Below are 13,355 nucleotides of genomic sequence, written 5' to 3'. Positions count from 1 at the left end.
GCTCTCTTCCCGTATGGGCACGATCCACCACGGCATAACAAGAAAGTCACAAGCCAGCGTCGGACGATGCTCTGCCTACGGACCAGGCTTAGAGTCACGCCCAGTCACCGCTCCACCGGGAGTTCGGTACCTCGGCATCCGCCGGCCCCACAGGGACGGTCATGCCTGCGGAAAGGACTGATTGTGCGACAGCGTTCTATGGTGATATTCACCTCCATTCTCACCACCGGAGCTCTGACCCTCACCGCATGCGGCTCCCGTGACGACAGCGGCGACGGCGACAGCGGCGACTCCGGCAGCACCACCCTGACCATCGGTGTCGACTCCCCGCTCTCCGGCGAGAACTCCACCACCGGCCTCGGTATCCAGTACGGCGCCCAGATCGCCGTCGACGACGCCAACAAGAAGAACACCGTCCCGGGCGTCAAGTTCAAGATCAAGGCCCTGGACGACAAGGCGCAGCCCGCCACCGGCCAGCAGAACGCCACCGCGCTCGTCGGCGACAAGTCCGTCGTCGGCGCCGTCGGCCCGCTGAACTCCGGTGTCGCCCAGTCGATGCTCCAGGTCTTCTCCTCCGCCGACATGGTGCAGATCTCCCCGGCGAACACCAACCCCGAGCTCACCCAGGGCAAGAACTGGCAGACCGCGCCCAAGCGCCCGTACAAGACGTACTTCCGCACCGCCACCACCGACGCCCTCCAGGGCGGCTTCGCGGCCGAATACGCCTACACCGGCCTCAAGAAGAAGAACGTCTTCGTCGTCGACGACAAGCAGACCTACGGCGCCGGCCTCGCCAAGCTCTTCAACGAGTCGTTCGTCAAGGCCGGCGGCAAGATCGCGGGCACCGACCACGTCAACACCGGTGACAAGGACTTCGGAGCCCTCGTCTCCAAGATCAAGGCGTCCGGCGCCGACCTCGTCTACTACGGCGGCCAGTACGACGAGTCCGCGCTGATCACCAAGCAGCTCAAGGACGCCGGCGTCGACATCCCGCTGTTCGGCGGCGACGGCATGTACGCCACCACGTACATCGAGACGGCCGGCAAGCCCTCCGAGGGCGACCTCGCGACCGCCATCGGCGTCCCGGTCGACACCCTCCCCGGCGCCAAGGCCTTCGTCGAGACCTACAAGGCCAAGGGCTACAAGGGTGACTACGGCGCCTACGGTGCCTACGCCTACGACGCCACCACCGCGATCATCAACGCGGTGAAGGCTGCCAAGACCGCCAACGGCGACAAGCTGCCCAGCGGCGACGACCTGCGCTCCAAGGTCGTCGAAGGGGTCCAGAAGACCGACTTCGAAGGCATCAGCGGCAAGGTCGCCTTCGACGAGTACGGCGACACGACCAACAAGCAGCTCACCGTCTACCAGGTCGAGAAGGGCGCGTGGAAGGCCGTCAAGACCGGCACCTACGACGCCAACTGACAGCACCCGGCTGACGCTCCCCCCAGAGCACACACAAACGGGCCGCGCGGGAAGAGAACCCCGACCGCGCGGCCCGTTTCCACACCCACCCCCCGCGTGCACGCCACAGTGCACAACGACCACCGACCTATGGAGGCCATGCGGTGAACACCCTGCCGCAGCAGCTGGCCAACGGGCTGCTTCTAGGCTCGATGTACGGGCTCATCGCCATCGGTTACACGATGGTGTACGGCATCGTCCAGCTCATCAACTTCGCGCACGGCGAGATCTTCATGACCGGAGGTTTCGGCGCACTCACCGTCTACCTGGCCCTCCCCTCGGGCATCACGATGTGGGCCCTCGTGCCCCTGATGCTGATAGGCGGCGCCCTCGTCGCCGTCCTCATCGCCGTCGGGGCCGAACGGTTCGCCTACCGACCACTGCGCGGAGCACCACGGCTAGCGCCACTGATCACCGCCATCGGTCTCTCCCTGGCCCTCCAGGAAGTCGTCCGCAACTTCTACCCCGACGCCGACCGCGCCCGCGCGTTCCCCGGCCTCGACGCCACCCACGACATCGGCTCCGTCACCATCAAGGACGCCGACATCTTCCTGATCCTCGCAGCCGTCGTCTGCATGGCGTCCCTCGCCCTGTTCGTCCGCCGCAGCCGCACCGGCCGTGCCATGCAGGCCACCGCGCAGGACCCGGACACCGCACAGCTCATGGGCATCGACACCAACCGCATCATCGTCATCGCCTTCGCCATCGGCGGCCTCTTCGCCGCCGTCGCAGCCGTCGCCTACGGACTCAAGTACGGCAACATCGACTACCGCATGGGCTTCCTGATGGGCCTCAAGGCCTTCACCGCGGCGGTCCTCGGCGGCATCGGCAACATCTACGGCGCCATGCTCGGCGGGCTCGTCCTCGGCGTCGCCGAGACCCTTGCCTCCGCCTACATCGACGGCATCCCGGGCATGCAGCAGCTCGGCGGCGCCAGCTGGGCCAACGTCTGGGCCTTCTGCCTGCTGATCCTCGTCCTGCTCTTCAGGCCACAAGGCCTGCTGGGCGAACGCGTCGCGGACAGGGCGTGACCACCATGACTCACGCCCCCGCCAAGACGGACACCGCCGCCCGCGGCCTCATCCCGCTGCCCAGCGCCGCCGCCCGCGCGCTCACCCTCGTCGGCGCCGTCGCCACCTCGGCCTCCGCCTTCCTCGCCTGGACCTGGACCAGCAAGTTCCCCGGCGACCTCACCTTCAACGGCTACCCCGGCGGCCTGCAGTGGCTGACCTTCACCGCCGGAATCCTCACCCTGCTGTTCGCGCTCGCCCGCTACGGCACCCCCGGCCTCGGCTGGCTCTCCCCCGCGGGCAACAACGCACCCGTCGTCCTCAGCGCCCTCGGCGGACTCGGCACCACCTGGTTCACCGTCATCGCCATCGTCACGGACCTCGGCGGAACGGCCAACCTCGAACCCGGCGGGTACCTCGCCTTCGTCGCGTCCCTGCTGCCCCTCCTCGGAGCCCTCGCGCTCCCCCAGGAGGGCGTCGGCGAACAGTCCGTCAAGGAATCCCTCGGCAGCTACATCGCCAAGGCCGAGCGCATCCCCGCGGCCCGCGCCACCGCCCCCTGGATCCAGCGGCTCGTCGTCACCGCCGTCACCATCATCGGTCTCGCCACCTTCACGTACGGCATCGACACCGAATACGGCGAGCTCTTCATCGGCTACCTGTTCGTCGTCGTCCTCACCGTCTGGGCCCTGCACACGGCCGGCCTGATGGACCGCTTCTCCGCGCTCGTCGCCGCCAACCGCAGCTTCACCCTCGCGATGGGCTTCGCCGCCGCCATCGCGTTCCCCTTCACGCAGACCGACGACCACTACGCCAACATCGGCGTCAACATCCTGATCTTCGGAACCGTCGCCCTCGGCCTCAACATCGTCGTCGGCCTCGCCGGACTCCTCGACCTCGGATACGTCGCCTTCCTCGGCGTCGGCGCCTACACCGCCGCACTCGTCTCCGGCTCCGAGTTCTCCACCTTCTCCGGCGTGCAGTTCCCTTTCTGGGCCGCCGCCCTCAGCGGCGCCGCCGCATCGCTCATCTTCGGCGTCCTCATCGGCGCCCCCACCCTGCGACTGCGCGGCGACTACCTCGCCATCGTCACCCTCGGCTTCGGAGAGATCTTCCGCATCGCCGTCAACAACCTCGACGGCGACTCCGGCCCCGACATCACCAACGGCCCCAACGGCATCCCGGCCATCCCGGACCTGTCCTTCTTCGGATACAACTTCGGCGAATCCCACGACATCGCCGGCTTCACCCTCGGCCGCTTCGCCAACTACTACCTGCTCATGGTCCTGATCATGGCGATCGTCGTCCTCGTCTACACCCGCGCGGCCGACTCACGCATCGGCCGCTCCTGGATCGCCATCCGCGAGGACGAGACCGCCGCCACCGCCATGGGCATCAACGGCTTCCGGGTCAAACTGGTCGCCTTCGCCCTCGGCGCCGCCCTGGCCGGCCTGGCCGGCACCGTCAGCGCCCACGTCACCTACAGCGTCGTCCCGAACCCCTACCAGTTCGCCGGATCGACCCCGCCCAACTCGGCCTTCCTCCTCGCCGCCGTCGTCCTCGGCGGCATGGGCACCGTGGCCGGTCCCCTCCTGGGTGCCGCGCTCCTGTACCTGCTCCCGGAGAAGCTCGTCTTCCTCCAGGACAAGTCGCTCCTCGCCTTCGGCATCGCCCTCGTGGTCCTCATGCGCTTCCGGCCGGAAGGCATCATCGCCAACCGCCGCCGCCAGCTCGAATTCCACGAGACCGGCCAACTCGACGTACCGGACACCACCACGTTGACCGACCAACCGGCCGTCACCAAGACGGGGGCCTGAGCACGATGACGACACAGACGACAACGAAGACACCCGTACTCGAGGCCCGCGACGTCACCATGCGCTTCGGCGGCCTCACCGCCGTCCGCTCCGTCGACTTCACCGTCAACAGCGGCGAGATCGTCGGCCTCATCGGACCCAACGGCGCAGGCAAGACCACCTTCTTCAACTGCCTCACCGGCCTGTACGTGCCGACGGAGGGCACGGTCTCCTACAAGGGCACCGTCCTCCCGCCGAAGCCGCACCTGGTCACCCAGGCAGGCATCGCCCGCACCTTCCAGAACATCCGGCTCTTCGCCAACATGACCGTCCTGGAGAACGTGCTCGTCGGCCGCCACACCCGCACCAAGGAGGGCCTCTGGTCCGCACTCCTGCGCGGACCCGGCTTCAAGAAGGCCGAGAAGGCCTCCGAGAACCGCGCCATGGAACTCCTCGACTTCATCGGCCTCGCCCACAAGCGGGACCACCTCGCGAGGAACCTCCCCTACGGAGAACAGCGCAAGCTGGAGATCGCCCGCGCTCTGGCGAGCGAACCCGGACTGCTCCTGCTCGACGAGCCCACGGCCGGCATGAACCCCCAGGAGACACGGGCGACGGAAGAACTCGTCTTCGCCATCCGTGACCAGGGCATCGCCATCCTCCTCATCGAGCACGACATGCGCTTCGTCTTCAACCTCTCCGACCGCGTCGCCGTCCTCGTACAGGGCGAGAAGCTCGTCGAAGGCACCCCGCAGGTGGTACAGGCCGACGAACGCGTCGTCGCCGCCTACCTCGGCACCCCCTTCGAAGGCGCACCAGGAGACGACGAGGTCGCCGAGGTCGAGGCCGCGGAAGCCGTCGCGGACACGACACGGGCGGACAGCACCACCAGCACGCGAGGAGAATCCCAGTGACCGCACTGCTAGAGGTCGAGGACCTCAAGGTCGCCTACGGCAAGATCGAAGCGGTCAAGGGCATCTCCTTCAGCGTCGAAGCAGGCCAGGTCGTCACCCTCATCGGCACCAACGGCGCCGGCAAGACCACCACCCTGCGCACGCTCTCCGGCCTGCTCAAGCCCACCTCGGGCAAGATCCTCTTCGACGGCAAGCCGCTCAACGGCGTCCCCGCGCACAAGATCGTCGCCCTCGGGCTGGCCCACTCCCCCGAAGGCCGGCACATCTTCCCGCGCCTGAGCATCGCGGAGAACCTCCACCTCGGCGCCTTCCTCCGCAACGACAAGGCGGGCATCGAGAAGGACATCCAGCGCGCCTACGACCTGTTCCCCATACTCGGGGAACGCCGTAAGCAGGCCGCGGGCACCCTGTCCGGGGGCGAGCAGCAGATGCTGGCCATGGGCCGGGCGCTGATGTCCCAGCCCAAGCTGCTCATGCTCGACGAGCCCTCCATGGGCCTCTCGCCGATCATGATGCAGAAGATCATGTCCACGATCGTGGAGCTCAAGTCCCAGGGCACGACGATCCTGCTCGTCGAGCAGAACGCCCAGGCCGCGCTCTCCCTGGCCGACCACGGCCACGTCATGGAGATCGGCAACATCGTGCTCTCCGGCACGGGGCAGGACCTCCTGACCGACGAGTCGGTGCGCAAGGCGTACCTCGGCGAGGACTGAGCCCGCGCGGCCGGCCTCCCCCTGGGCGGCTCGTACGGCTGAGGCCCGCACCCCGGATCCCGGGGTGCGGGCCTCAGCCGTAGGACCGCCTCGGCGGATCGGCTAGCCCTTCGACGCCTTCTTCTCGTCGGCGTCCTGGATGACCGCCTCGGCCACCTGCTGCATCGACATCCGACGGTCCATCGACGTCTTCTGGATCCACCGGAAGGCGGCGGGCTCCGTCAGGCCGTACTCCGTCTGCAGCACGGACTTCGCGCGGTCCACCAGCTTGCGCGTCTCCAGCCGCTGCGAGAGATCCTCGATCTCCTTCTCCAGGGCCTTCAGCTCCGTGAACCGCGAGACGGCCATCTCGATCGCCGGGACCACATCGCTCTTGCTGAACGGCTTCACCAGGTACGCCATCGCGCCGGCGTCCCTCGCCCGCTCCACGAGGTCGCGCTGCGAGAAGGCGGTCAGCATCAGCACCGGCGCGATGGACTCCTCCGCGATCTTCTCCGCGGCGGAGATCCCGTCGAGCTTCGGCATCTTCACATCGAGGATGACCAGGTCGGGGCGGTGCTCCCGGGCGAGCTCGACGGCTTCCTCACCGTCACCGGCCTCGCCGACCACCGAGTACCCCTCTTCCTCGAGCATCTCCTTGAGGTCGAGACGGATCAGCGCCTCGTCCTCCGCGATGACGACACGGGTCGTCAGCGGAGGCACGTGCGACTTGTCGTCGTCGGGCGCGTCTACGGGCTGGGGCGACTCGGGGGTGGTCACGGTTGCTCCTTGTTCCAGGGCAGACAAGTACTGCTCCCAAGAGCGTACCTAGCTGCGGTATGGTGGTGGCACGGAGGGAAACCGCCAACCTTCGTTTCAAAGGGGCCCCGGTAGCCCAGCGGTAGAGGCAATGGATTCAAAACCCATACAGCGTCGGTTCGAATCCGACTCGGGGTACTTTTCCTTGGTTCCCAAGGTCACGAGCGAAGCGGATGTTCCCGTTCTGGTGAACATCCGCTTCTTGCTGTGTGTCGTCCACGTGTCCCTCGCAGAGTGGTCACATGTACGACATGGGGACGCGCGAGCAGGCGCTCGCACTGGTCGGCCAGGGCCGGAGTCTGAACTCCGTCAGCCGTGAGACGGGCATCTCACGAGCGGCGATCCGCGCCTGGCAGGAACGCATCGAGCCGTTGCCCCGCATGGCCGCTCCGGACCCCGGCCCGCTCGCCGACACCCACGCGTACGCCTACCTGCTGGGCCTCTACCTCGGCGACGGCTGCATCAGCCCGCACCCGCACGGCACCGGCTACTACCTCAGGATCGCCTGCGCCGACGCCTGGCCCGGCCTGCTGCGGCTGTGCCGCGAGGCCATCACGAAGGTCCGCCCCGGCATCGGCGTGTGCACGCTGCAGAAACAGGGCTACGCGATGGTCACCAGTTACAGCCGCCACTGGCCCCGCCTCTTCCCCCAGCACGGCCCCGGGAAGAAGCACGAACGCGCCATCGTCCTCGAACCCTGGCAGCAGAAGATCGTGGACGCCCATCCGTGGCAGCTCGTCCGGGGCCTCATCCACTCCGACGGGTGCCGCGTCGTCAACTGGACCACCCGGACGGTCGCGGGCGAGGAGAAGCGCTACGCGTACCCGCGGTACTTCTTCACGAATCTGTCCACGGACATCACCCGGCTCTACACGGACACCCTCGACCGGCTGGGCGTCGACTGGAAGCGGTCCAACTCGCGCAACATCTCCGTCGCCCGCAAGGCCTCAGTCGCCCTCATGGACGTCCACGTCGGTCCGAAGTGCTGAGGGTCACTTCGGGCTGTCGTCCTCGCCGATGTGGTGGACCCTGACCAGGTTCGTCGAGCCGGAGACCCCGGGTGGGGAGCCGGCCGTGATGACGACCACGTCGCCCCGCCCGCAGTGGCCGTACTTCAGGAGCAGCTCGTCGACCTGGTCGACCATCGCGTCCGTCGAGTCGACGTGCGGCCCCAGCAGGCTCTCGACCCCCCACGTCAGATTCAGCTGCGCGCGGGTCGCCGGGTCCGGTGTGAAGGCCAGGAGCGGGATCGGCGAGCGGTAGCGCGACAGTCGGCGGACCGTGTCGCCGGACTGCGTGAACGCGACCAGGTACTTCGCGCCCAGGAAGTCCCCCATCTCGGCGGCGGCCCGCGCGACGGCTCCGCCCTGGGTGCGGGGCTTGTTGCGGTCCGTCAGCGCCGGGAGGCCCTTGGCCAGGATGTCCTCCTCCGCCGCCGCCACGATGCGGGCCATCGTGCGGACCGTCTCGACGGGGTACTTGCCGACACTCGTCTCGCCGGAGAGCATCACGGCGTCCGTGCCGTCGATGACGGCGTTCGCCACGTCCGAGGCCTCGGCCCTGGTGGGGCGGGAGTTCTCGATCATCGAGTCGAGCATCTGGGTGGCGACGATGACCGGTTTCGCGTTGCGCTTGGCGAGTTTGATCGCGCGCTTCTGGACGATGGGGACCTGTTCGAGGGGCATTTCGACGCCAAGGTCGCCTCGGGCGACCATGATGCCGTCGAAGGCGGCGACGATGTCGTCGATGTTCTCGACGGCCTGCGGCTTCTCCACCTTGGCGATGACGGGAAGGTGGCGGCCTTCCTCCTTCATAATGCGGTGGACGTCGTCGATGTCGCGTCCGCTGCGGACGAAGGAGAGCGCGATGACGTCGCATCCGGTGCGCAGCGCCCAGCGGAGGTCGTTCTCGTCCTTGTCGGAGAGGGCGGGGACGGAGACGGCGACGCCGGGGAGGTTGAGCCCCTTGTTGTCGGAGACCATGCCGCCTTCGACGACGGTGGTGTGGACGCGGGGCCCGTCGACGGAGGTGACTTCGAGGCAGACCTTGCCGTCGTCGACGAGGATGTGCTCGCCGGGGGTGACGTCGGAGGCGAGGCCGCTGTAGGTGGTGCCGCAGGTGTGGCGGTCGCCCTGGGCGCCTTCTTCGACGGTGATGGTGAAGGTGTCTCCGCGTTCGAGGAGTACGGGGCCTTCGGTGAAGCGGCCGAGTCGGATCTTCGGGCCCTGGAGGTCGGCGAGGATTCCGACGCTGCGGCCGGTCTCCTCGGAGGCCTTTCGTACGCGCTGGTAGCGCTCCTCGTGGTCGGCGCAACTGCCGTGGCTGAGGTTGAAGCGGGCTACGTCCATTCCGGCCTCGACCAGTGTTTTGATCTGGTCGTACGAGTCGGTGGCGGGGCCCAATGTACAGACGATCTTCGCTCGGCGCATAGTTCGAGCCTAGGGCTTACCAGTGGGTAGGGAATTGGTCCGGCATGACCACTCAACAACCTTTGCGTGAAGCGCTATTGACAAGCGTCGAATTGTGCGCGGGGGTGCTCCGATGAGCATTCCGGTGCGCTCCTCGTCCGCTCCTCCTGGGCTTCTCGTGGGCTTCTCGTGGGCTTTCACAGCGCTGGCGGTGACATGGTGAAGCGGGCGTTCACCTGTGCGTACACGTGCTGTCGTTGCGGTTCGAGGTCCAGGGCCGGGGGCTGGTCGGAGCCGGGCGCGGCGCCCCTGGTCTTCATGGCGGCGAAGCGGGACTCCACGCCGTAGGGCTGGGCGTTCTCGGCTCCGATGTCGGCGAGTTCCACGAGTGCGGCGAGGGTGGTGCCGAGGGCTTCGGCGTATTCGCGGGCTCGCTGGACCGCTTCGCGCACCGCTTGCTGCCTGGCCCTGCGGTGGGCGGGCGAGTCGGGGCGCAGTACCCACCAGGGGCCGTCGACCCGGGTGAGGTCGAGGTCGGCGAGGCGGGTGGTGAGTTCGCCGAGGGCGGTGAAGTCGGTGAGTTCGGCGGTGATGTGGACGCGGCCGTGGTAGGCGCGGACGCGTTCGCCGCGGCCGTGTTTGGTGAGTTCGGGGGTGATGGAGAAGGCGCCGGTCTCCAGTTTCTCGACCGCGTCGCCGTATGCCTTCACGAGGTCGAGGACGGCGGAGTTGCGGCGGGTGAGGTCGCCCAGGGCGTCCTTGCGGTCGGTGCCGCGGGCGTTGACGGTGATGCCGATGCGGGCGATCTCGGGGTCGACTTCGAGGTGGGCTTCGCCGCGGACGGCGATGCGGGGGGCTTCGGGGGTGCCGTAGGGGGTGGGGGGTCCGGGCTGTTCGGTGGCTGTGGTCATACGGTCCACTCTGTCACTGGCGGGCCGGGCCGTGGTGGGTGCCGGTCATCAGATCGAAACCTGCGAGGGGTGTTGCCCGGTGTGGTGGCCGGGTCAGAATCTACGCGCGTTGTTGACCGTTTTCTCCGAGGAGTGGCCCGTCATGTCGTTGAACCGCCGGAAGTTCCTGAAGAAGTCCGCTGTGACCGGGGCGGGGGTCGCGCTGGCCGGTGCGGCCGCGGCGCCGAGCGCTCAGGCGGCGGTGGCGACGGGGCACGGCCACGGGCACGGGAAGCCGAAGCCGAAGCGGTACTCGCTCACCGTGCTGGGGACGACGGATCTGCACGGGCATGTCTTCAACTGGGACTACTTCAAGGACGCGGAGTACGCGGACGCGGCGGGCAACGCGCAGGGGCTGGCCCGGATCTCGACGCTCGTGAACGCGGTGCGCCAGGAGAAGGGCCGCGAGAACACGCTGCTGCTGGACGCGGGCGACACGATCCAGGGCACCCCGCTGACGTACTACTACGCGAAGGTCGACCCGATCACGGCCGAGGGCGGGCCGGTCCATCCGATGGCGCAGGCGATGAACGCGATCGGGTACGACGCGGTGGCGCTGGGCAATCACGAGTTCAACTACGGCATCGAGACGCTGCGGAAGTTCGAGGAGCAGTGCCGTTTTCCGCTGCTGGGTGCGAACGCGCTGGACGCGAAGTCGTTGAAGCCGGCTTTCCCGCCGTATTTCATCAAGAAGTTCCCTGTGAAGGGTGCTCCGCCGGTCAAGGTGGCGGTTCTGGGTCTGACGAATCCCGGAATCGCGATCTGGGACAAGGCGCTCGTGCAGGGAAAGCTGGTTTTCCCGGGCCTGGAGGAGCAGGCCGCGAAGTGGGTCCCGAAGCTGCAGTCGATGGGCGCGGACGTGGTCGTCGTGTCGGCGCACTCCGGTTCGTCGGGCACGTCGTCGTACGGCGATCAGGTGCCGTACGTCGAGAATTCGGCGGCGTTGGTGGCGCAGCAGGTGCCGGGGATCGACGCGATCCTGGTCGGTCACGCGCATGTGGAGATTCCCGAGCTGAAGGTGACGAACGAGAAGTCGGGCAGGACGGTCGTCCTGTCGGAGCCGTTGGCGTTCGCGGAGCGGTTGTCGCTCTTCGACTTCGAGTTGGTCTTCGAGCGGGGCCGGTGGACGGTCGAGTCGGTGGCGGCGTCGGTCCGTAATTCGAACTCGGTGGCTGACGACCCGAGGATCACGAAGTTGCTGAAGGACGAGCACGAGGTGGTCGTGGCGTATGTCAATCAGGTGGTCGGGACGGCGACGGAGACGTTGACGACGGTGGAGGCGCGGTACAAGGACGCGCCGATCGTCGACCTGATCACGAAGGTTCAGGAGGACGTGGTCAGGGCGGCGCTGGCGGGTACGGAGTACGCGTCGCTGCCGGTGCTGTCCCAGGCGTCTCCGTTCTCGCGGACGTCGGAGATCCCGGCGGGGAATGTGACGATCCGGGATCTGTCGAGTCTGTACGTGTACGACAACACGCTGGTCGCGAAGTTGCTGACGGGGGCGCAGGTGCGGGCGTACCTGGAGTTCTCGGCGGAGTATTTCGTGCGGACGGCGGCCGGTGCGGCGGTGGATGTGGAGAAGCTGACGAACGCGGGCGACCGGCCGGACTACAACTACGACTATGTGTCGGGGTTGACGTACGACATCGACATCGCGCAGGCGGCGGGGTCGCGGATCAAGAATCTGTCCCACGGCGGTGTGGCGTTGGACGACGCCCAGCAGTTCGTGTTCGCGGTGAACAACTACCGGGCGAACGGTGGGGGCGCGTTCCCGCATGTGGCGTCGGCGAAGGAACTGTGGGCGGAGTCGACGGAGATCCGTACGCGGATCGCGGAGTGGGTGACGGCGAAGGGGTCGCTGGATCCGGCGGAGTTCGCCTCGGTGGACTGGCGGCTGACGCGTGAGGGCACGCCTGTCTTCTAGGCGGGTGTTCTGAGTGTTCCGGTGGCCGGCTGTGCTCAGTCGGCCACCAGTGGTGTGAGGGCCGCCGGTTGTCTGGCGGACGGGATCTGGGGGTGCTGGGCGAGTCCGAAGGTGGTGAAGGCCGTTCGGGTCGGCAGGGGGTAGGGGTTCTTGCCGGTGAGGGAGTTGAGGATGCTCGCGCTGCGCCAGGCGGTGAGGCCGAGGTGGGGGGCGCCGATGCCGTGGGTGTGGCGTTCGGCGTTCTGGACGTAGACCGTTCCGGTGACGGATTCGTCGAGGACGAGGCGGTGCCGGTCGTCGATGCGGGGGCGTTCCGAGGTGTCGTGGCGCATGTAGGGGTCGAGGCCGGCGATGAGTTGGTCGAGGGGGCGTTCGCGGTGGCCGGTGGCGAGGACGACGGCGTCGGTGGTGATGCGGGACCGGCTGGCCTGTTGGACGTGTTCCAGGTGTAGTTCGACCTTGGTGGTGGCGATGCGGCCCGCGGTGCGGACGTGGACGCCGGGGGTGAGGACGGCGTCGGGCCAGCCGCCGTGGAGGGTGCGGCGGTAGAGCTCGTCGTGGATGGCGGCGATGGTGTCGGCGTCGATTCCTTTGTGGAGCTGCCATTGGGCGGGGACGAGCCGGTCGCGGACGGGTTCGGGCAGTGCGTGGAAGTAGCGCGTGTAGTCGGGTGTGAAGTGTTCGAGCCCGAGTTTTGAGTGCTCGGTGGGGGCGAAGGCCTCGGTGCGGGCGAGCCAGTGGATCCGTTCGTGGCCGGCGGGGCGGTTCCTGAGGAGGTCGAGGAAGATCTCGGCGCCGGACTGTCCTCCGCCGACGACGGTGATGTGGCCCGCGGTCAGGAGGTGTTCTCGGTGCTGGAGGTAGTCGGTGGCGTGGATGACGGGGACGCCCGGTGCTTCGGCGAGGGGGCGGAGCGGTTCGGGGACGTGGGGGGCGGTGCCGATGCCGACGGCGATGTTCCTGGTGTAGGTGCGTCCGAGTGATTCGGCTTCGCCGTCGCTGTCGAGTTGGGTGAAGTCGACTTCGAACAGCTCGCGTTCGGGGTTCCAGCGGACGGCGTCGACCTGGTGGCCGAAGTGGAGTCCGGGGAGGTTGTCGCTGACCCAGCGGCAGTAGTCGGCGTATTCGGCGCGGTGGATGTGGAGGCGTTCGGCGAGGTGGAAGGGGTGGAGTCGTTCGCGGGTCTTGAGGTAGTTGAGGAAGCTCCAGGGGCTGGTGGGGTCGGTGAGGGTCACCAGGTCGGCGAGGAAGGGGACGTGGAGGGTGGTGCCTTCGAGGAGGAGGCCGGGGTGCTGTTCGAAGGTGGGGTGTTGTTCGTAGAAGACGGTGTCGAGTCCGGCCAGGGGGTGGGCGAGGGCGGCGAGGGAGAGGTTGCTGG

General features: G+C 67.8%; 11 protein-coding genes and 1 tRNA gene. 8 read left to right on the top strand and 4 right to left on the bottom strand.

The window, feature by feature from the left end; all coding sequences use genetic code 11:
• The first annotated feature begins 198 nt into the window (after window positions 1-198).
• The 5 genes from ACLVWQ_RS30815 to ACLVWQ_RS30795 all read left to right on the top strand — a co-directional run bounded on the left by ACLVWQ_RS30815 (window position 199) and on the right by ACLVWQ_RS30795 (window position 5,897).
• Window positions 199-1,425, top strand: coding sequence for a branched-chain amino acid ABC transporter substrate-binding protein (locus ACLVWQ_RS30815; protein ID WP_414112516.1), 1,227 nt, complete (start codon window positions 199-201; stop codon window positions 1,423-1,425).
• A gap of 143 nt (window positions 1,426-1,568) precedes the next feature.
• Window positions 1,569-2,495: a branched-chain amino acid ABC transporter permease gene (locus tag ACLVWQ_RS30810; RefSeq protein ID WP_414112515.1), complete on the top strand. Its 927-nt coding sequence runs from the start codon at window positions 1,569-1,571 to the stop codon at window positions 2,493-2,495.
• Between the two features lie 5 nt (window positions 2,496-2,500).
• The gene (locus ACLVWQ_RS30805) at window positions 2,501-4,291 is read left to right on the top strand and encodes a branched-chain amino acid ABC transporter permease (protein ID WP_414112600.1); all 1,791 of its coding nucleotides are present in this window, start codon (window positions 2,501-2,503) and stop codon (window positions 4,289-4,291) included.
• A 5-nt stretch (window positions 4,292-4,296) separates the two neighbouring features.
• Entirely contained in the window at window positions 4,297-5,184 is an 888-nt protein-coding gene (locus ACLVWQ_RS30800) for an ABC transporter ATP-binding protein (protein WP_414112514.1), read from the top strand.
• On the top strand, window positions 5,181-5,897 hold the full coding sequence (locus ACLVWQ_RS30795) for an ABC transporter ATP-binding protein (RefSeq protein WP_414112513.1): 717 nt from the start codon (window positions 5,181-5,183) through the stop codon (window positions 5,895-5,897). Before ACLVWQ_RS30800 ends, ACLVWQ_RS30795 begins: the two co-directional genes overlap by 4 nt.
• A gap of 102 nt (window positions 5,898-5,999) precedes the next feature.
• On the opposite strand, the gene ACLVWQ_RS30790 is transcribed toward ACLVWQ_RS30795, so the two are convergent.
• Entirely contained in the window at window positions 6,000-6,656 is a 657-nt protein-coding gene (locus ACLVWQ_RS30790) for an ANTAR domain-containing response regulator (protein WP_414112512.1), read from the bottom strand.
• A 104-nt stretch (window positions 6,657-6,760) separates the two neighbouring features.
• Here ACLVWQ_RS30790 and ACLVWQ_RS30785 point away from each other — a divergent pair.
• Together ACLVWQ_RS30785 and ACLVWQ_RS30780 are read left to right on the top strand one after the other, a co-directional pair.
• Window positions 6,761-6,833: transfer RNA gene (locus tag ACLVWQ_RS30785), tRNA-Leu, on the top strand.
• Between the two features lie 104 nt (window positions 6,834-6,937).
• Window positions 6,938-7,684: a helix-turn-helix domain-containing protein gene (locus ACLVWQ_RS30780; RefSeq protein WP_414112511.1), complete on the top strand. Its 747-nt coding sequence runs from the start codon at window positions 6,938-6,940 to the stop codon at window positions 7,682-7,684.
• 3 nt (window positions 7,685-7,687) lie between these two features.
• Here the strand turns inward: ACLVWQ_RS30780 and pyk are convergent, their stop codons facing one another.
• Both pyk and ACLVWQ_RS30770 read right to left on the bottom strand, forming a co-directional pair.
• Window positions 7,688-9,124, bottom strand: coding sequence for a pyruvate kinase (gene pyk, locus ACLVWQ_RS30775; protein WP_414112510.1), 1,437 nt, complete (start codon window positions 9,122-9,124; stop codon window positions 7,688-7,690).
• 176 nt (window positions 9,125-9,300) lie between these two features.
• On the bottom strand, window positions 9,301-10,014 hold the full coding sequence (locus ACLVWQ_RS30770) for an SIMPL domain-containing protein (protein WP_414112509.1): 714 nt from the start codon (window positions 10,012-10,014) through the stop codon (window positions 9,301-9,303).
• A 142-nt stretch (window positions 10,015-10,156) separates the two neighbouring features.
• Here ACLVWQ_RS30770 and ACLVWQ_RS30765 point away from each other — a divergent pair, with 142 nt between their 5' ends.
• Complete coding sequence (locus tag ACLVWQ_RS30765) at window positions 10,157-11,977, top strand: bifunctional metallophosphatase/5'-nucleotidase (RefSeq protein WP_414112508.1); 1,821 nt, start codon at window positions 10,157-10,159, stop codon at window positions 11,975-11,977.
• A 35-nt stretch (window positions 11,978-12,012) separates the two neighbouring features.
• On the opposite strand, the gene ACLVWQ_RS30760 is transcribed toward ACLVWQ_RS30765, so the two are convergent.
• Window positions 12,013-13,355: lysine N(6)-hydroxylase/L-ornithine N(5)-oxygenase family protein (locus tag ACLVWQ_RS30760; RefSeq protein WP_414112507.1), on the bottom strand; the 1,343-nt coding region annotated here is incomplete at its 5' end.

The organism is Streptomyces sp. CWNU-52B, assembly GCF_047444975.1.
Classification (GTDB): domain Bacteria; phylum Actinomycetota; class Actinomycetes; order Streptomycetales; family Streptomycetaceae; genus Streptomyces.
The sequence above is the reverse complement of the archived record's forward strand: the minus strand, read 5'-3'. Positions and strand labels throughout refer to the sequence as shown.